This window comes from Sphingomonas sp. FUKUSWIS1, assembly GCF_000733135.1.
GTDB lineage: Bacteria > Pseudomonadota > Alphaproteobacteria > Sphingomonadales > Sphingomonadaceae > Sphingomonas > Sphingomonas aerolata.
In genome coordinates this window covers 1-17,625 of the sequence record NZ_JPJC01000014.1, presented here as the reverse complement: position 1 = coordinate 17,625, position 17,625 = coordinate 1, and the positions used below count along the sequence as shown (strand labels likewise).

Annotated in this window: 17 protein-coding genes, 1 pseudogene and 2 riboswitches; of the genes and pseudogenes, 16 read left to right on the top strand and 2 right to left on the bottom strand. The window is 66.5% G+C overall.

Going from position 1 to position 17,625, the window contains the following annotated elements; genetic code table 11:
• Positions 1–39: 39 nt before the first annotated feature.
• From hppD to cobO, 10 genes are all read left to right on the top strand, one after another.
• Positions 40–1,110 carry a 4-hydroxyphenylpyruvate dioxygenase gene (gene hppD / locus sphsw_RS01485; RefSeq protein WP_031439068.1) on the top strand — a complete coding sequence of 357 codons (1,071 nt, stop codon included), beginning with the start codon at positions 40–42 and terminating at the stop codon, positions 1,108–1,110.
• Positions 1,111–1,126: 16 nt separating this feature from the next.
• Complete coding sequence (locus tag sphsw_RS01480) at positions 1,127–1,558, top strand: Rieske (2Fe-2S) protein (RefSeq protein WP_128082097.1); 432 nt, start codon at positions 1,127–1,129, stop codon at positions 1,556–1,558.
• Positions 1,559–1,626: 68 nt separating this feature from the next.
• Complete coding sequence (locus tag sphsw_RS01475; protein ID WP_031439066.1) at positions 1,627–2,793, top strand: isovaleryl-CoA dehydrogenase; 1,167 nt, start codon at positions 1,627–1,629, stop codon at positions 2,791–2,793.
• Positions 2,794–2,824: 31 nt separating this feature from the next.
• Positions 2,825–4,426 (top strand): carboxyl transferase domain-containing protein, encoded by a 1,602-nt coding sequence (locus sphsw_RS01470; protein WP_031439065.1) that lies wholly within the window; start codon positions 2,825–2,827, stop codon positions 4,424–4,426.
• Positions 4,427–4,430: 4 nt separating this feature from the next.
• The gene (locus sphsw_RS01465) at positions 4,431–4,916 is read left to right on the top strand and encodes a nuclear transport factor 2 family protein (protein ID WP_031439064.1); all 486 of its coding nucleotides are present in this window, start codon (positions 4,431–4,433) and stop codon (positions 4,914–4,916) included.
• Entirely contained in the window at positions 4,913–6,748 is a 1,836-nt protein-coding gene (locus sphsw_RS01460; RefSeq protein ID WP_031439063.1) for an acetyl/propionyl/methylcrotonyl-CoA carboxylase subunit alpha, read from the top strand. The genes sphsw_RS01465 and sphsw_RS01460 overlap by 4 nt, the downstream gene beginning before the upstream one ends.
• Positions 6,748–7,200 (top strand): MaoC family dehydratase, encoded by a 453-nt coding sequence (locus sphsw_RS01455; protein WP_031439062.1) that lies wholly within the window; start codon positions 6,748–6,750, stop codon positions 7,198–7,200. Before sphsw_RS01460 ends, sphsw_RS01455 begins: the two co-directional genes overlap by 1 nt.
• Positions 7,197–8,021: an HpcH/HpaI aldolase/citrate lyase family protein gene (locus sphsw_RS01450; RefSeq protein WP_031439061.1), complete on the top strand. Its 825-nt coding sequence runs from the start codon at positions 7,197–7,199 to the stop codon at positions 8,019–8,021. The genes sphsw_RS01455 and sphsw_RS01450 overlap by 4 nt, the downstream gene beginning before the upstream one ends.
• Positions 8,022–8,079: 58 nt before the next feature.
• Positions 8,080–8,312, top strand: a riboswitch (cobalamin riboswitch).
• A gap of 182 nt (positions 8,313–8,494) precedes the next feature.
• On the top strand, positions 8,495–10,453 hold the full coding sequence (locus sphsw_RS01445; protein WP_031439060.1) for a TonB-dependent receptor plug domain-containing protein: 1,959 nt from the start codon (positions 8,495–8,497) through the stop codon (positions 10,451–10,453).
• On the top strand, positions 10,453–11,052 hold the full coding sequence (gene cobO / locus sphsw_RS01440) for a cob(I)yrinic acid a,c-diamide adenosyltransferase (protein ID WP_166747964.1): 600 nt from the start codon (positions 10,453–10,455) through the stop codon (positions 11,050–11,052). Before sphsw_RS01445 ends, cobO begins: the two co-directional genes overlap by 1 nt.
• Here cobO and sphsw_RS01435 read toward each other — a convergent pair.
• Complete coding sequence (locus sphsw_RS01435; RefSeq protein ID WP_031439058.1) at positions 11,049–11,897, bottom strand: ABC transporter substrate-binding protein; 849 nt, start codon at positions 11,895–11,897, stop codon at positions 11,049–11,051. The two genes, cobO and sphsw_RS01435, sit on opposite strands and share 4 nt — an antisense overlap.
• Before the next feature lie 67 nt (positions 11,898–11,964).
• Here sphsw_RS01435 and sphsw_RS01430 point away from each other — a divergent pair, with 67 nt between their 5' ends.
• The 6 genes from sphsw_RS01430 to cobS all read left to right on the top strand — a co-directional run bounded on the left by sphsw_RS01430 (position 11,965) and on the right by cobS (position 16,759).
• Positions 11,965–12,960 (top strand): FecCD family ABC transporter permease, encoded by a 996-nt coding sequence (locus sphsw_RS01430; RefSeq protein ID WP_031439057.1) that lies wholly within the window; start codon positions 11,965–11,967, stop codon positions 12,958–12,960.
• Entirely contained in the window at positions 12,954–13,739 is a 786-nt protein-coding gene (locus tag sphsw_RS01425) for an ABC transporter ATP-binding protein (protein ID WP_031439056.1), read from the top strand. The genes sphsw_RS01430 and sphsw_RS01425 overlap by 7 nt, the downstream gene beginning before the upstream one ends.
• Positions 13,740–13,760: 21 nt before the next feature.
• Positions 13,761–13,947, top strand: a riboswitch (cobalamin riboswitch).
• Between the two features lie 106 nt (positions 13,948–14,053).
• The gene (locus sphsw_RS01420; protein WP_031439055.1) at positions 14,054–14,461 is read left to right on the top strand and encodes a DUF1636 domain-containing protein; all 408 of its coding nucleotides are present in this window, start codon (positions 14,054–14,056) and stop codon (positions 14,459–14,461) included.
• Positions 14,458–15,471 carry a nicotinate-nucleotide--dimethylbenzimidazole phosphoribosyltransferase gene (cobT, locus tag sphsw_RS01415; protein ID WP_031439054.1) on the top strand — a complete coding sequence of 338 codons (1,014 nt, stop codon included), beginning with the start codon at positions 14,458–14,460 and terminating at the stop codon, positions 15,469–15,471. The genes sphsw_RS01420 and cobT overlap by 4 nt, the downstream gene beginning before the upstream one ends.
• Entirely contained in the window at positions 15,468–16,046 is a 579-nt protein-coding gene (locus sphsw_RS01410) for a histidine phosphatase family protein (RefSeq protein ID WP_031439053.1), read from the top strand. Before cobT ends, sphsw_RS01410 begins: the two co-directional genes overlap by 4 nt.
• A complete protein-coding gene (gene cobS, locus sphsw_RS01405; RefSeq protein ID WP_031439052.1) occupies positions 16,043–16,759 on the top strand; it encodes an adenosylcobinamide-GDP ribazoletransferase in 717 nt (238 codons plus the stop codon). The genes sphsw_RS01410 and cobS overlap by 4 nt, the downstream gene beginning before the upstream one ends.
• Here the strand turns inward: cobS and sphsw_RS01400 are convergent.
• Positions 16,727–17,625, bottom strand: a pseudogene (locus sphsw_RS01400) (cobyric acid synthase); the annotation flags it as partial. The gene cobS and the pseudogene sphsw_RS01400 sit on opposite strands and share 33 nt — an antisense overlap.

The window sequence follows — 17,625 nt, the reverse complement described above, 5'->3', positions numbered from 1 at the left end:
ATCCAACGATACTATAAAGCTGTGAGAGGCTGTCGCATCATGGAGCATATGGACGTCAACCCGATGGGGTTGGATGGTTTCGAGTTCTGCGAGTTCACATCGCCCGATCCGGCGGCGATGGGCAAACAGTTCGAGCAATTGGGTTTCGTGCCCGCGTCCCGGCATCCGACCAAGGCAGTGACCCGCTACAAACAGGGTCGCATTAACCTTTTGCTCAACGCTGAACCGACGGGGCAGGCCGCGACGTTCCGCGCCGACCATGGTCCTTCGGCGAACGGCATGGCGTTCCGTGTTGCGGACGCCAAGGCGGCCTTCGACGCTGCGCTGGCACGGGGCGCGAAGGCGGCCGATGCGTCGCTCGGTGCGCTGGGCGACGAGAGCTACGCGCTGGAGGGGATCGGCGGATCGCTGCTCTATCTTGTTGACCGTCATGGCGGCGCTGGCAGCCTGTACGATGCCTGGGATCAAATCCCGGGCGCGGCGGAGGCCGAGGCGGAGAATTCGGTCGGTCTCGATCTGCTCGACCATCTCACGCACAACGTAAAGCGCGGGCAGATGCGGACCTGGTCGACCTTTTACGGTCAGATTTTCGGGTTCGAAGAGCAGAAATATTTCGACATCAAGGGCAAGGCGACGGGCCTGTTCAGCCAGGCGATGATCGCGCCCGATCGCGCGATCCGGATCCCGCTGAACGAGAGCCAGGACGACCACAGCCAGATCGAGGAGTTCATCCGCGATTATAACGGCGAAGGCATCCAGCATCTCGCGCTGACCACCGACGATATCTACACGACCGTCGAGAAACTGCGGGCTCGCGGCGTCCGGCTGCAGGACACGATCGAGACCTATTACGAACTGGTCGACAAGCGTGTGCCGAACCATGGCGAAGATCTCGAGCGGCTGCGGCGCAACCGGATCCTGCTCGACGGCAATGTCGGCGAAGAGGGGCTGCTGCTCCAGATCTTCACCGAACCGCTGTTCGGGCCGATCTTTTTCGAGGTCATCCAGCGCAAGGGCAATGAGGGGTTCGGCAACGGCAACTTTCAGGCGCTGTACGAATCGATCGAACTCGACCAGATCCGGCGTGGGGTGATCACGGTCGACGCGTGACGACGTCATGACGGACATGCAGGGCCAGCCGGGCGACGACAGTGCCGTGAGCGATGCGCCGTCGCCGGTGCGGCTGTTCGCCACGCCGGCCGGTATCGCGCTCGGGTCGATCGAGGCGATCGCACCCGGCCAGTCGAGAGGCTATGTCGTGCAGATGCGCGCGGGGCGGTTCCACGGTTTTGCGGTTCGGCGCGGTGACGGGGTCGTCGGCTATGTCGACCGCTGCCCGCACGCCGGACTGCCACTGGCGCGCGCCCTCGACGACTATCTGAGCCCGAATGGCGACTTGATCGTCTGTGGGTGGCATTCCGCACTGTTCAGAATCGACGATGGCCGCTGCGTCGGCGGCCCCTGCGTGGGTCAAGCGCTTGCGGTCTGGCCGATCACGGTCGTAGACGGCGTGATCACGACGCTCGGCGCGACGGCTGCGGTCCCTGACCCTCGCTGAGCATCGGGCGAGAACGGTAAAGAGAACAGCCCGGCAAGCCACGGGAACAATACGGTAAGGAGAGTTTCGTGACGCCAGATTTCGACTTCGCGCTGGGCGAAGCCGCGGACATGATCCGCGACACGACGCAGCGTTTTGCGAAGGAGAAGATCGCTCCGCTGGCTGCGAAGATCGATGCGGACGACTGGTTTCCCCGCGAGCTCTGGCCGGCAATGGGCGAGCTGGGGCTTCACGGCATCACCGTCGAGGAAGAGTATGGCGGGCTCGGGCTCGGCTATCTCGAGCATGTCGTTGCGGTCGAGGAAGTATCGCGCGCATCGGCGTCGATCGGCTTGAGCTATGGCGCGCATTCCAACTTGTGCGTCAATCAGATCCGCCGCTGGGGCAATGCCGAGCAAAAGGCGAAATATCTGCCCAAGCTGGTGTCGGGCGAGCATGTCGGAAGCCTCGCGATGTCCGAAGCCGGGGCGGGATCCGACGTCGTGTCGATGAAGCTGAAGGCGGTGAAGACTGAGCGCGGCTATGTCCTGAACGGCACCAAGTTCTGGATCACCAACGCGGCCTATGCGGATACGCTCGTCGTCTATGCGAAGACGGGCGAGGGATCGAAGGGGATTACCGCCTTCCTGATCGAGAAGGACATGCCGGGTTTCGCGATCGGGCAGAAAATCGACAAGATGGGCATGCGGGGCTCCCCGACCGCCGAGCTCGTCTTCACCGATTGCCACGTGCCGTTCGACGCGGTGATGGGACCGGAGAATGGCGGCGTCGGTGTGCTGATGTCGGGCCTCGACTATGAACGCGCGGTGCTTGCGGGCATTCAGCTCGGCATCATGCAGGCCTGTCTCGACGTGGTCATCCCCTTTGTCCGTGAACGCAGGCAGTTCGGGACCGCGATCGGGCAGTTCCAGCTGATCCAGGCCAAGATCGCCGACATGTATGTCGCGTTGAGTTCCGCGCGCGCCTATGTCTATGCCGTCGCGCGATCGTGCGATGCGGGCAAGACGACGCGGTTCGACGCGGCGGGCGCGATCCTGCTGGCGAGCGAGAGCGCGGTGAAGGTCTCGCTGGAATCGATCCAGGCTCTGGGTGGCGCTGGCTATACCAAGGACTGGCCGGTCGAGCGTTTCATGCGCGACGCCAAGCTGCTCGACATCGGCGCGGGAACGAACGAGATTCGCCGGATGCTGATCGGACGCGAACTGATCGGTGCCGCACCCAAGGTGATGCAATGAGCGTGCGGATCAGGTCGCTGCGGGGTGAACGGTGAGCGGGCCCGTCCTCGATACGAAGCTGTCGGTCGACGCCGAAACGTTCCAGGCGAATGCGGCGCACAACCGCGCGCTCGCCCAGCGCCTGCGCGACGACGTTGCGCGCGTCGCGCTCGGCGGGGACGCCCGTTCGCGCGACCGGCACGTTGCGCGTGGCAAACTGCTTCCGCGCGACCGGGTCGAGCGCTTGCTCGATCCGGGTTCGCCGTTCCTCGAGATTGGTCAGCTCGTCGCCAACGGCCTGTATGACGACGCGGTCCCCGGCGCGGGAGTGATCGCGGGGATCGGCCGCGTTGCCGGGCGGCAATGCATGATCCTGTGCAACGATGCGACGGTGAAGGGGGGGACCTATTTCCCGCTGACCGTCAAGAAACACCTGCGAGCGCAGGAAATCGCACAGGAAAATCGTCTGCCGTGCATCTATCTCGTTGATAGTGGCGGGGCGAATTTGCCCCATCAGGCGGAAGTGTTTCCCGATCGCGAGCATTTCGGGCGTATCTTCTACAACCAGGCGCAGATGTCGGCGCTGGGGATTCCGCAGATTGCCTGCGTGATGGGAAGCTGCACCGCGGGCGGCGCCTATGTCCCGGCAATGTCCGACGAGACGATCATCGTCCGCGGGCAGGGCACGATCTTCCTTGCCGGGCCGCCGCTGGTCAGGGCGGCGACGGGCGAGGTGATTTCCGCGGAGGACCTCGGTGGAGCGGACACGCATGGACGACGGTCGGGCGTCGTCGATCATGTCGCGGAATCGGACGACCACGCGCTGACGATCGTTCGCGACATCGTCTCGACTTTGCCGCCACAGGTCCCTGTCACGGTGAACCGGCAACCGGCACGCCCGCCGAAATACGACGCTGAGGGGCTTTACGGTGTCGTGCCGTCCGATGTGCGCGCACCCTATGACGTGCACGAGGTGATCGCACGGCTGGTCGATGGCAGCGAATTCCATGCGTTCAAGGCGCTTTATGGTACCTCGCTGGTGTGCGGGTTCGCACATATCCACGGGCTCCCCGTCGCGATCCTCGCCAACAACGGCGTCCTGTTCAGCGAAAGCGCACAGAAGGGCGCGCATTTCATCGAGCTCGCCTGCCAGCGCAAGGTACCGCTGTTGTTCCTCCAGAACATCTCGGGTTTCATGGTCGGCGGGAAGTATGAGGCGGAAGGCATTGCCAAACATGGTGCAAAGCTCGTGACGGCAGTCGCGACCGCGACCGTGCCGAAGATCACGGTGCTGATCGGCGGCAGTTTCGGCGCCGGCAATTACGGCATGTGCGGACGCGCCTATTCGCCACGTTTCCTGTTCAGCTGGCCGAACAGCCGGATCAGCGTGATGGGCGGCGAGCAGGCGGCCTCGGTCCTCGCCACCGTTCACCGCGACGCGGACGACTGGACGGCGGAGGAGGCGGAAGCGTTCAAGGCGCCGGTTCGTCAGAAATATGAGGACGAGGGGAATCCCTGGTACGCGACCGCGCGGCTGTGGGACGACGGGATCATCGATCCTGCGCAGACCCGCGACGTTCTCGGCCTCGCGCTCGCCGCGACGCTCAACGCTCCTATCGCCGAACGCCCCGCGTTCGGTGTGTTCAGGATGTAAGCCGATGATCCTGCTATCGTTTCTGCTGGCCGCGGGTCAGGTCACACCGGTCCAGCCGATCGTCAAGGGCACCGGCTTGCCGCCAGTCGTGGTGACCGAGGAGGCTGGCGTCATGGTGCCGATCGACGCGATGTTCGCTGCGTTGGCCACCCGCGATGGCCAGGCACTGCTCGCACAGGTACGCCCCGAGGGGGGTGCTACGGCAGTGGAAGAAATGGCCGACGGCACGCGCATCATCCGCCGGACCGGCTGGTCCGACTTCGCCGCCCGTCTGAAGCCCGGACCGGAGCGATATGCGGAACGCCTGACGGATCCCGCCGTGGATATCGATGGCGATATCGCGATGGTATGGTCGCCCTATGTCTTCACCATCGACGGCCGGGTCGCGCATTGCGGGACCGACCATTTCGACATGGTGCGCGACGCGGGCCGGTGGAAGATCCTCAACATCACTTGGTCTAAGCGGACCACCGGATGCCCCGCGCAATGATCGAATCACTGCTCATCGCCAATCGTGGCGAGATCGCCTGCCGCATCATCCGCACAGCTCGGGCGTTGGGAATCCGCACGATCGCGGTCTATTCCGATGCCGATGCGGGCGCGCTGCATGTCAGGCACGCGGACGAGGCGGTGCATATCGGTGCGAGCCCGGCGCGCGAGAGCTATCTGGTCGGAGAGCAGATTATCGCCGCCGCGCTCGCCACCGGCGCTGAGGCTATTCATCCGGGGTACGGGTTCCTGTCCGAGAATGCGGACTTCGCGCAGGCCGTGCTTGATGCAGGGATCCTGTGGGTTGGCCCCGATCCCGACAGCATCCGCGCGATGGGGCTGAAGGATGCCGCGAAGCAGCGAATGATGGCGGCCGGGGTCCCGGTGACGCCAGGCTATCTGGGGGAAGACCAGTCGCCTGATAGGCTCCAGCGTGAGGCGGATGCCATCGGCTACCCGGTCCTGATCAAGGCCGTCGCCGGCGGCGGCGGCAAGGGTATGCGCCGCGTCGACGCGTCCGCCGACTTTGCCGACGCGCTCGCGTCGTGCCAGCGCGAAGCTTCCGCATCCTTCGGCAATACCGACGTGCTGATCGAGAAATATATCCTCTCGCCGCGGCATATCGAGGTGCAGGTGTTCGGCGACCGTCAGGGTAACGTTGTCCATCTGTTCGAACGCGACTGTTCGTTGCAGCGCCGGCATCAGAAGGTGATCGAGGAGGCCCCGGCGCCCGGCATGGATGATGCGACGCGCGCGGCGATCTGCGCGGCGGCGGTGCGCGCGGCACAGGCCGTGAACTATATTGGCGCGGGTACGATCGAGTTCATCGCCGATGCGAGCGAAGGCCTGCGCGCCGATCGGATCTGGTTCATGGAAATGAACACCCGGTTGCAGGTCGAGCATCCCGTCACCGAGGAAATCACCGGACAGGATCTGGTCGAATGGCAGCTGCGGATTGCCAGCGGCGAGGCGTTGCCGCTGCAGCAGCATGATCTTGCGATCCGCGGATGGGCGATCGAGGCGCGGCTCTATGCGGAGGATCCCGCCAAGGGTTTCCTGCCGTCGATCGGGCGGCTCGAGGCGTTCGATCTGGGTGATGCGGCGCGGGTCGATACGGGCGTCGAACAGGGGGCGGACATCTCGCCCTATTATGACCCGATGATTGCCAAGGTGATTGCCTGGGGCGACACGCGTGAAGCCGCGCGCGAGACGTTGGCGGAGGCGCTGGACAAGGCGGTCGTCTGGCCGGTCCGGTCGAATGCGGGGTTTCTCGTCCAGGCGCTCGACCATTCGGAATTTGTCGCGGGAACGCTCGATACCGGGCTGATCGCCCGCGAAGGTGCGGCGCTGATGCCCCCGGCGCAGCCCAGCGAGGAAGCGCTGATCGAGGCCGCGCGCACGCTCGTACGCGCCGAGCCGATGGCGGGCTTTCGTCTCAACGCGGCCCCTTTGAAGGCCGCGCGGTTCCTGCTCGACGACGACGCGGTGACGATCGATCTCGACGGTCGCGGCGTCCATGAACCGGTCGATGCCGCCCTCGTTTCCGATGCCGGGCAGACCTGGCAGTTGCGGCCCTGGCGTGCGTCTGGCGCGGCGATGGGGGCGGCAGCGGATGGCGCGATCTTATCACCGATGCCGGGACGGATCATCGCGGTCGACGTGGCTGTCGGGGACCGTGTCGCAAAGGGGCAGAAGCTCGTGACGCTGGAGGCGATGAAGATGGAGCATTCGCTCGTCGCGCCGTTCGACGGGACGGTTGCCGAACTGACCGCGATCGAAGGCGGGCAGGTGAGCGATGGCATGGTGCTCGCGCGTATCGAGAAGGATGACTGATGGCCGGCCGCTATTTCGACCGATGGGTAGTCGGCGACCGGATCGTCCATGAGATCCGCCGCACCGTCACGGAGACGGACAACCTCCTGTTTTCGACGATGACGCACAATCCGCAGCCGCTGCACCTCGACGCGGAGGCGGCGAAGGCGAGCGAATTCGGCCAGATCCTCGTCAACGGCACCTTCACCTTCGCGCTGATGGTCGGCCTGTCGGTGGGGGACACGACGCTCGGGACGCTCGTCGCCAATCTCGGTTACGACAAGCTCGTGCATCCAAAACCCGTCTTTATCGGCGACACGATGCGCGCCGAGACCGAGGTCGCCGAGCTCAAGCCCAGCCGGTCGCGCCCGAACGCCGGGATCGTCACATTCATGCACCAATTGATCAACCAGCGTGACGAGATCGTCTGTCAGTGCCTTCGCTCGGCGCTGCTGCTGCGGACGTCGGCATGAGGTTGCGCTCGCTGCTATTCGTGCCCGCAGACCGGCCCGAGCGTTTTGCGAAGGCCGCAGCGAGCGGGGCCGATGCCATCATCCTCGATCTGGAGGATTCGGTCTCGCTCTCCCGCAAGGCTGTTGCCCGCGAGGCGGTCCGGGCCGCGTTGCAGGACCACACCGACGTCGTGCGGATGGTCCGGATCAATCCCGTCGACTCGGGGTGGCTGGACGACGATATCGCTGCGGCGAGGGGCGCCGATGCGATCATGCTGCCCAAGGCGACCGGACCCGCGACCGTCCTCGCGCTGGTCGAGGCTTATGGCGATGACTGTCCGCCGATCCTGCCGATCGCGACCGAAGTGCCCGCCGCGATCTTCACACTGGGCGAATATGCGCGGGTCAACGGCCGGTTATGCGGCCTGACCTGGGGCGCCGAAGACCTGCCCGCGGCGATCGGCGCGGCGACCAGTCGGGAGGACGACGGGTCCTATACCGAGCCCTATAAGCTCGTACGATCGCTGCTGCTGTTCGGCGCGCATGCGGCGGACGTAGCGGCGATCGAAACGGTCTATCCAGCAATCGCGGACATTGACGGGCTGGCAGCCTATGCCGCGCGCGGCAGCCGCGACGGCTTCACCGGCATGATGGCGATCCACCCGTCGCAGGTCGCCACGATCAACGCCGCGTTCACGCCGGATGCGGCGAGCGTGGCACGTGCGCATGCCGTCGTCGCAGCGTTTGCGGCGGCTCCCGAGGCCGGCGCGCTGCAGCTTGATGGACGGATGATCGATGCGCCGCACCTGCGCCAGGCGCGGGCGATCCTCGCGAGACTCTAGGCCCATTGGCGGCAGGAATTTTCTGCGCTACCGTCGCCCCGCGAAACCGGTGAAGGCCGGGGTCGCAGATCGCGTCGGTGCCCCTCGGGGCTTCAAAGGGAATGCGGTGCGGGAGGCGAGCCTCCTCATGCCGCGGCTGTCCCTGCAACTGTAAGCGGTGAGCGCGGTGCGCATGTTCCTTCGTTATGAGGGGACGACCACTAGGCCTGAGCGTAAGCGCAGGGCCCGGGAAGGTCGCGTACCGGGCGTCGACCCGCGAGCCAGGAGACCTGCCGGCGCTCGGTCGCTCTTGCCATGGTCCAGGGGATGGCCGCGGCACGGTACTCCGTCTGAGCGACGAACCATGCGGCGGGGGCCGCTTCGGTGCGCGTGGCGGGTGCAGTTCGGCGTACACCCCAAGCGTTGCGCCGGCTGTCCGTGGCATCGGACGGCAGGCCCCGGCCGGTCGCTCGCGACGCCGGGAGTATCGTTTCATGACCAGAGTTTTCGTTTCGCTTGCGGCGCTCGCGACCGCCACGGCCTTTGCATCGCCGGGCGCGGCCGAGCCCGATCCGGTTACTGCGGCGACGGGCGAGGCGGCAGCGGGCGGCGCCGAGCTGGTGGTTACCGCATCGCGATCAGGCGACGCTGTTCCCGCCGATCAGCTCGGGGCGTCGGTGACGGTGCTCGACGCCGCTACGCTCAACCAGCGCCAGACCCGGATCGTGTCCGACGTGTTGCGCGACGTCCCTGGACTGGCGGTCAGCCGGACCGGCGCGGTCGGGGGGACGACGCAGGTCCGGATCCGTGGGTCGGAGGGCAATCACTTGCTCGTGCTGATCGACGGGATCGAAGTGTCCGATCCCTATCAGGGCGAATATGATTTCGGCACGCTGATCGCCGACGAGGCGGCACGGGTCGAGGTGCTGCGCGGCCAGCAGTCCGCGCTGTACGGGTCCGATGCGATCGGCGGCGTCGTCCAGTATCTCACGCTCAGCGGCGCGGAGGCCCCGGGTGTATCACTGCGGGCCGAAGGGGGATCGTTCGGCACATTTTCGGGCGGCGCGCGGGTCGCGGGCGTAGCGGGCAATCTCGACTACGCGCTGTCGAGTTCGACCTATCTCACCGACGGCACGCCGACCGCACGGGGCGGATCGCGCGACATCGGCGCGAAGAGCGTCGGCGCGACGGGCAAGCTCAGCTGGTCGCCCACCGACACGCTGAAGGTCACGGGCGTCGGGCGCTACAGCTATACCGATGCCGACAGCAACGACACGGCATTGAGCGGCCCGCAGTTCGGCACGATCGTCGATACGCCAGGCGCGCGCAGCACGGTCGAGGCATATTACGGGCTCGTCCGGGCCGAGTTGGCGCTGGCGGATGGCCGCTGGACGAATGCGCTCAGCGGCCAGTTTGCCGATACGACACGCCGGGCGCTGGTCGACGATGCCTTGAGCTTTGGCAACAAGGGCCGGCGGTACAAGGGATCGTTCGAAAGCGCCTTCCGGTTCGGCACCGATCGCATCCGGCATCGGCTGACCGCCGCAGTCGATGTCGAGCGTGAGGAATTTCAGACGCTTAGCGCGGCTCCTTCGGAGTTCGTCTTTACGGGACGGCGGCATACCGACAATATCGGGATCGTTGGCCAGTATGACGTCGTCGTCGACGATGCGCTCGCGATCGGCGGATCGGTGCGGCGCGACGAGAATAACCGGTTCGATGACACCACCACCTACCGCGCGCAGGCGAGCTATCGTTTTGCGACCGGAACGCGGGTGCGCGGCGCCTACGGTACCGGCGTGAAGAACCCCGGCTACTTCGATCTCTTCGGCTATTCCGACGGTCGTTACATCGGCAATCCGAACCTCAAGCCCGAAAAGTCAAAGGGGTGGGAAGCCGGGGTCGAACAGGCTTTCGGGGGGGATCGTGCGACGATCGGCGCGACCTATTTCGACAGTCGGCTGACGAACGAGATCTTTACCACCTATCCTGCCCCCGACTTCGTCGCGACGCCCGGCAACCGCAATACGCGATCGACGCAGCATGGCGTCGAGGTGTTTGCCACCGCCCAGCCGATTCCGCAGCTGCGCTTCGACCTCGCCTATACCTATCTGAAGGCGCGCGAGGACGGGGGCGTGGAGATCCGGCGCCCCAACCATATCGGCAGCGTCAACATGACTGCGTTCAGCCGCGACGAGAGCGCCTCGGCGACCCTCACCGTCCGGTATAATGGCCGGCAGCAGGACGATGCCTATACCGATCCGAGCTATGTCCCTGTCCGCGTTTCGCTCCAGGAATATGTCCTCGTCAACCTGAACGCGGCGTACAAGCTGACGCCCCGGCTATCGGTCTTCGGTCGGGTCGAAAACCTGTTCGACGAGCGGTACGAGGAGGTGTTCAGCTATGTCGGTCAGGGGCGCGGTGCCTATGCCGGCGTGAAGGCAGCATTCTGATGCGGAGCGAGGCGGAGCACACGGCGCGGATGGCCAAGAAGAAGGTCGTCCAGGACAAGATCGTCGCGGCCAAGACGATCGAGAAGGGCCTGCTGATGGTCCACACCGGACCGGGCAAGGGCAAGACCACCGCGGCGCTCGGCATGGCGGTGCGGATGATGGGGCATGGGCGAAAGGTCGGGATCGTGCAGTTCGTCAAGGGTGCGATGACGACCGGCGAGAAGGTCATCTTTGACGCCTTCCCCGATCTGGTCGAATTCAAGCCGATGGGCGAGGGCTTTACCTGGGATACGCAGGATCGGGCCCGCGATATCGCCGTGGCGCGCGAAGGGTGGCACGAGGTCCGCCGGATGATCCTCGACCCGAGCTATGCGATGGTCATCGCCGACGAGATCAACATCGTCCTGCGCTACGACTATCTGCCACTCGACGAGGTACTTGCGGGATTCGCAGCGCGACCGGCGATGACGCATGTCGTGGCGACGGGGCGCAACGCGCCCGAGGCGTTGATCGCCGCAGCGGATCTCGTCACCGAGATGGGGCTGGTCAAGCATCCGTTCCGGGGCGGGGTCAAGGCCCAGGCCGGCGTCGAGTTCTAACGGCCGCGGCGAGGACTAGCTGGACGCTGCGTGCGCAACTGCGCCGCGAGGCTTTGCGCGGCCAGCACATAGGCGGGACCTCCGCAGACGGTCCACGCCTCGGGGATGCGCAGACGGGGAATCCCGTCGAGAATCGGATGATGCAGCATTTCGGTGCCCTGATCGGTCACGCGGTCGGTGGCGCTCTCAACGACGAGATAGTCCGGGCGTGCCAGCGCCATTTGTTCGAGCGACAGTTGCGAAAGTGCCGGCTTGCCGAGCCGGGTCGCGAGATTGGCCAGCCCGAGACGCTGCATCAGTTCGTCGACGAGCGTGCCGGTACCCGTCAGGAAACCCCGACGCTGATAATAGGCCGCCGTACGACCACCTCCCGGGGCGCGCGGCAATCGTGCGAGCGCGGTGTCCATCCGGCGGATCAGCGTTTCGCCGCGATCGGGGTGCCCGATGGCTGCGGCGACCTGCCGGACTTGCGTCACGATCGCGGCATAGCTGTCCGCGGGGGGCAGATCGAGCGTCGCGACGTTCCGGCCGGCGAGAACGGCCGTGACCGTCTGGCGTCGGAACGGCGATGCGATCACGAGATCGGGGCGGAGCATCAGGACGTCTTCGGCGCTGCCACGGCTGACGGGCATGGTACGCGCGGCGTTGGCGGCAGCGGACATGTTCGGATCGCGCGCGAACCGGGTCAGTGCGACGATCTGCGCGGGGTCGGCCAGCGCCAGAAGATACTGGTCAGCGCACAGGTTGAGCGAAACGATACGCGCCGGCGGTCGAGGCGCTGCCGCCGCAGCAGATGCGCCAGCGGCAGCGATGATCAGGATGGTCAGGAGACGGCGTCCGCGCATGCGCAAAGCCCTGCCGCAGCGGCCGCTTATGCGCTAGGCGGAAAAGGATGCGGTGGGATCTGGCACTATGGAACGCGTGACGCGTGCGCGATTGGTCGGTAGCCTCGCGCTGCTTGCGCTGCTGGCCGGCGCTACGTCGGTCGCGGTGGGGAGTGCGGCCATCCCGCTGGCGCATGTCGTGCGGGCGCTCAGCGGGCAGGGCGATCCGATCGAACGCGCGATCCTGTTCGAACTTCGTCTGCCGCGCGCGATCCTCGGGCTCGCGGTCGGCGCGATGCTGGGGCTTTCGGGTGCTGCGCTGCAGGGGTTCCTGCGCAATCCGCTGGCCGAGCCATCGGTGCTGGGCGCGTCGAACGGGGCATCGCTGGGCGCGGTGATCGCGCTGTATTTCGGGCTGGCGGAGCTTCATCCGGCGATGCTGCCGATCGTGGCGATCGCTGGGGCGTTCGCGGCGCTGGGGTTGCTGTTCGTGCTGGCGGCCGGGTCGCAAAGCGCCTTGTCGCTGATCCTCGCGGGGATTGCGGTTGGAACGCTGGCGGTCGCGGGGGTCAGTCTGGCGCTCAACCTGTCCCCGAACCCGTTTGCGGCGATGGAGATCATGACCTGGTTGCTCGGGTCGCTTGAAGACCGGTCGTTCAGCCATGTCGCGCTGGCGCTGCCCTGTATCGCAATCGGCATGGTGCTGGTCGCCTGGGACGGCCATGCGCTCGACGCGCTGACGCTCGGCGAGGATGGCGCACGCGCGCTCGGCGTCGATCTGCGAAGGACGCGCGTGCGGATGCTGGTCGGGGTGGCGATCGGGGTCGGCGGGGCGGTCGCGGTATCGGGCGCGATCGGGTTCATCGGCCTGATCGTCCCGCATCTCGTCCGGCCGATGACCGATCGCTCGCCATCGGCGATCCTGCTCCCCTCCGCATTGGGCGGTGCTGCATTGCTGACCTTTGCGGACGTGCTGGTACGCGTGATCCCGACGTCGAACGAACTCAAGCTAGGGGTCGTTACTGCGTTTCTCGGCGTGCCGGTGTTCCTCGTGCACCTCATGCGCGAGCGGCGGCTGTGGTAGCCCTTTCCGCGGACCGCCTCAGCGTCCGCCGTGCCGGGCGGGTCGTGGTCGACGATGTCAGCTTCGCGGCAGAGGGTGGTGCGCTCATCGGGATCGTCGGCCCCAATGGGGCGGGCAAATCGACGCTGGTTCAGGCGCTTCTCGGGCTGGTTCCCGCTACGGGGGAGATCCTGCTCGACGGGGTTCCGCTGGCGGAGCGCTCGCGACGCGAGATTGCACGGACGGTCGCGTATCTGCCGCAGGGTCAAAGTCTTCATTGGCCGCTGAGCGTCGAACGTCTCGTCGCGCTGGGCCGGTTGCCCCATCTCGCACCGTTGTCGCGCATTTCTCAGCAGGATCGTGATGCGATTGCCCGTGCGATGGCGGCGGCGGACGTGACCCCGCTTGCGGCGCGTGTCGCGACCGAGATCTCGGGGGGCGAGCGGGCCCGCGTCCTGCTGGCAAGGGCACTCGCGGTCGAGGCGCCGGCGCTGATCGTCGACGAGCCGCTCGCATCGCTCGATCCCGCGCATCAGATCGCGGTCATGGACATCCTGCGGGCGGAGGCCGCGCGCGGCGTCCTGGTGATCGCCGTGCTGCATGATCTGGGCCTCGCCGCACGCTATTGCGATCGTATCCTCGTGCTCGACGCGGGCCGGCTCGTCGCCGACGGTGCGCCTTCGGCGGTGCTGACGCCGGTTCGGCTGCGTGAGACCTATGGCGTTAGGGCGTGGTTCGGATCGATCGAGGGCGTACCGGTCGTGGTACCGCTGACGCGTGACAGCGCGCAGGGCGATTGACCCGGGCCGCTCGCCCGGCCTATCCCTCTGGCCGCGACAGGTTCCCCGGCGACGGGGATGAAAAGGGAACGGGAGAACCCCGGCTGCCCCTGCAACTGTAAGCGGCGAGCCATCGTGCCAACATGCCATTGGGATCCCGGTCCCGAGAAGGCGGCGCGAAGGGCTGTGACCCGTGAGCCAGGAGACCTGCCCGTCGCAGTCGTCTTTCGTCCGGCCAGGGTGCGCCGAGCGGACGGGGGTAAACCCGCACGACGACATAACCAGCCTGTGGCCTGTGCCGCGGGCGCGTATGTCATGGGGTTTCAATGCCGAATATACTGGTTCCCGCCGAAGACGGTGCGGCCGTCGTCGCCTGCAGCACCTGCCGCGTGTCCACCGATGCGAAGGACGATGCCGAGGGCATGCGGGGCGGTGCGAGACTCGTCGCGGCGTTGCAGGCGGTCCAGGCGAGTGATCCGCGCTATGCCGGGATTGCGGTCCAGGCGATGCCGTGCCTGTTCGCCTGCCAGGACTTCTGCACCATCCACGTCCGCGGGCCCGCGAAGATCGGCTATGTGCTGGGGCGCTTTACCCCGGATGAAGAGGCTGCGCGCGCGATTCTCGATTATGCCGTGCTGCATGCGGAGAGTGCGGAGGGGCAGGTGCCGTTTCGGCAGTGGCCGGCCGGGATCAAGGGGCATTTCATCACCCGGACGCCCCCCGCCGGCTATGTCGCGCAGTGACGCTGTTCCCGACGGTCGCGGCGTTCGAGGCGGCGCTGGAGGCCCTTCCCGTGGCAGACGAAGCCGCGCGAGGGGCCGCATCGCTGCGGCAAACACAGTTGACCAAGCCGCCCGGATCGCTCGGCCGACTTGAAGACCTCGCGGTCTTCATGGCGGGCTGGCAGGGGCGCGAGCGGCCGCGGTTCGAGCGTGCGCGGGCGGCGATTTTCGCCGGAAATCACGGCGTTGCGGTGCACGGGGTGAGCGCTTTCCCGGTCTCCGTGACCGCACAGATGGTCGAGAATTTCCGTCGTGGGGGCGCGGCGATCAATGCGCTGGCGGATGCCGTCGGGCTCGAACTCGTCATCGCTGACATCGATCTGGAAACCCCCACGGCGGATTTCACGACGGGGCCGGCGATGGACGAAGCCGCGTGTCTCGCCGCACTCAACATCGGTGCCGACGTCGTCGTGCCTGGGCTCGACATACTCGTCGTGGGTGAGATGGGGATCGGGAATTCTACGTCGGCCGCAGCACTGTGTCTGCGCAGTTACGGCGGAACCGCCGCCGACTGGGTTGGCCCGGGGACGGGGGTTGATGTGGCGGGAATCGCGCGGAAAATCGCGGTCGTCGAGGCGGGGATTGCGCGGCATGCTGATTTCCCGCGTACGCCGTTCGAGACGTTGCGGCGGGTGGGGGGGCGTGAAATCGTCGCGATCGCTGGCGCGGTGGTGGCGGCGCGGCTGGCGGGGGTGCCGGTGATGCTGGACGGATTCATTTCGTCGGCGGCGATCGCACCGATCGCGGCGGCGTATCCTAGCATTACAGAGCATTGCATTGCCGGGCATTGTTCGGCCGAGCCGGGGCATGAGCGATTGCTTCAAGCGCTGAAACTCGAGCCTTTACTGAGACTTGGGATGCGGCTGGGGGAGGGAAGCGGGGCGGCGGTTGCGGTGGGAGTGATCCGGTCGGCGTTGGCGGCGCATGACGGGATGGCGACGTTTGCCGAGGCGGGGGTGTCGGTGGCGTGAGTGGGGCGTTCCTGCTTCACCTGTTGCGGCATGGCGCGCCTGAACTGACCGGGCGGATGCTGGGGCGGACCGATAGTCCGGTTACGGCGGAGGGTTTGGCGGCCTGTGTGGCGCGGGTAAAATCACTGTATTTCAAGCAGATCGTCTGTTCTGATCTCATGCGATCGCAGGCTATTGCGGATGCGATCGGGCGGGAGCGGGGGCTGGCTCCAACGACCGATGCGCGGTGGCGGGAGCTGGATTTCGGGGCTTGGGACGGGCTGGCTGCGGCGGAGATCGACGCTGCGGCGTTGCAGCGGTTCTGGGACGATCCGGATGCTGCACCGCCACCGGGTGGGGAACGGTGGAGCAATCTGGTCGCAAGAATTACTGATGCGATAGAAGAACTTACACCCGAAACCTCACTGATCGTGACACATGGCGGGGCGATCCGTGCGGCGTTGAAATCACTGTGCGGGTTCGGGTTGCGCGAGCTCTGGGCGTTCGATTTGCCTTATGCGGCGCTGATTAGTTTGCGGATCTGGCCGGACCGGACGGCGCAAATCGTGGCGCTGCAGACGGATCCGGCTTCGTGAAGCGGCTGATCGTCGCCTTCGGCTTCCTGACGCGCGTGCCGATGCCGCAAGTCACTGCGGACGCTGAGGATTTTGCCGCCGCGATCCGGTGGTACCCGGTCGTCGGGGCGTGCATCGGGGTGGTCGTCGCGGGAGCGGGGTGGGTCGGCGCACAGGTCGATCCATGGACCGGTGCGCTCGCCGCGCTGGCAATTTGGGTAGCGATTACAGGGGCTTTGCACCTGGATGGGCTGGCGGATCTGGCAGACGGGCTGGGTGCCGCGCATGGCAATCGCGACAGGCTGATCGCGGTCATGGCCGATCCGCATATCGGCAGCTTCGGCGTTGTGATGATCGCGCTGCAACTCATTGCAAAGCTTGTATTATTGCATGCTGTTTCGAGTCAGGGATGGGCAGTCGTGATCCTCGTCCCGATGCTCGCGCGGATCGGGCCGTTGTGCTGGGCGCGGTGGGTGCCGCTTCTGCGGGAGGGCGGGCTGGGAGGGATGGTGGCAGGGAAGATCAGGGTGCACGATCTGGTCTTTTGGGGGTGCGTAACAGGGTGTTTAGGGGGGCCTGTGCATGCCGTTGCAGGGGCCCCTGCACTGATCGCGCTATTCGGCTGGTGGCTCATCCGGCGGGTCGGGGGCGTATCGGGGGATTGCCACGGCGCGGGGATCGAATTCGTCGAGACCGGGATGCTAGTCGCGCTCGCCATTGCCGGTCGCGTCTGACCCCGCGAGCTTCGACAATGCGATCAGCGCGTCGATATCGAGACGGCGTTCGAGCGTTTCCGCAATCGCATCGAGCGCAGCGTCGATCGACGCCGCATGGTCGGGGCCGACCGCGTCGACCCCGAGCCGGCTGAGCCAGGCGCGACGCTGATCCGCGAGGCCGAGCAGGCCGTGGACATAGCTGCCGGAGACGAGCCCGTCGGGACTGACCGCACCGTCGCGGCGACCATCGTCGCGGGTCGTGAGCGCGCGCGCGGTGTCGGGGCCGCTGGTCTCGCCGATATGGATCTCATAGCCGTCGAACCGTGCGCCGATCGCGGTGCCGGCGACGCGTTCGAGCGTCTTGGCGGGGGACAGGATCGTCGTGACATCGAGCAGGCCGAGCCCGGGGGCGATACCGGCGGGACCCTCCAGCCCATCCGGATCGGCGATGCTGCGGCCGAGCATCTGATAGCCGCCGCAAAGCCCGAGCACCGGGCGGCCGCGGCGGCGGTGCGCATGGATGTCGATGTCCCAGCCCTGCGCGCGGAGAAAGGCGAGGTCGGGGATCGTCGCCTTGGAGCCGGCGAGGATGATCATGTCGGCGTCGGGGATCGGTTCGCCGGGCGGGACCATGACCAACGTGACACCGGGGTCGAGCCGGAGCGGATCGAGATCGTCGAAATTGGCGATGCGCGGGGTGATCGGACAGGCGATGACGACCTGGCCGTCCTGCCGACCGTGACCGGGGCGGCGTTCGAGCACGACCGCGTCCTCGCTCGGCAGGCGGGCGGCCTCGGGGAGCCAGGGGATGACGCCATAGCCGCGCCAGCCCGACCGCGCCTCGATCGCGCGATAGCCGTCGTCGAACAGCGCGGGGTCGCCGC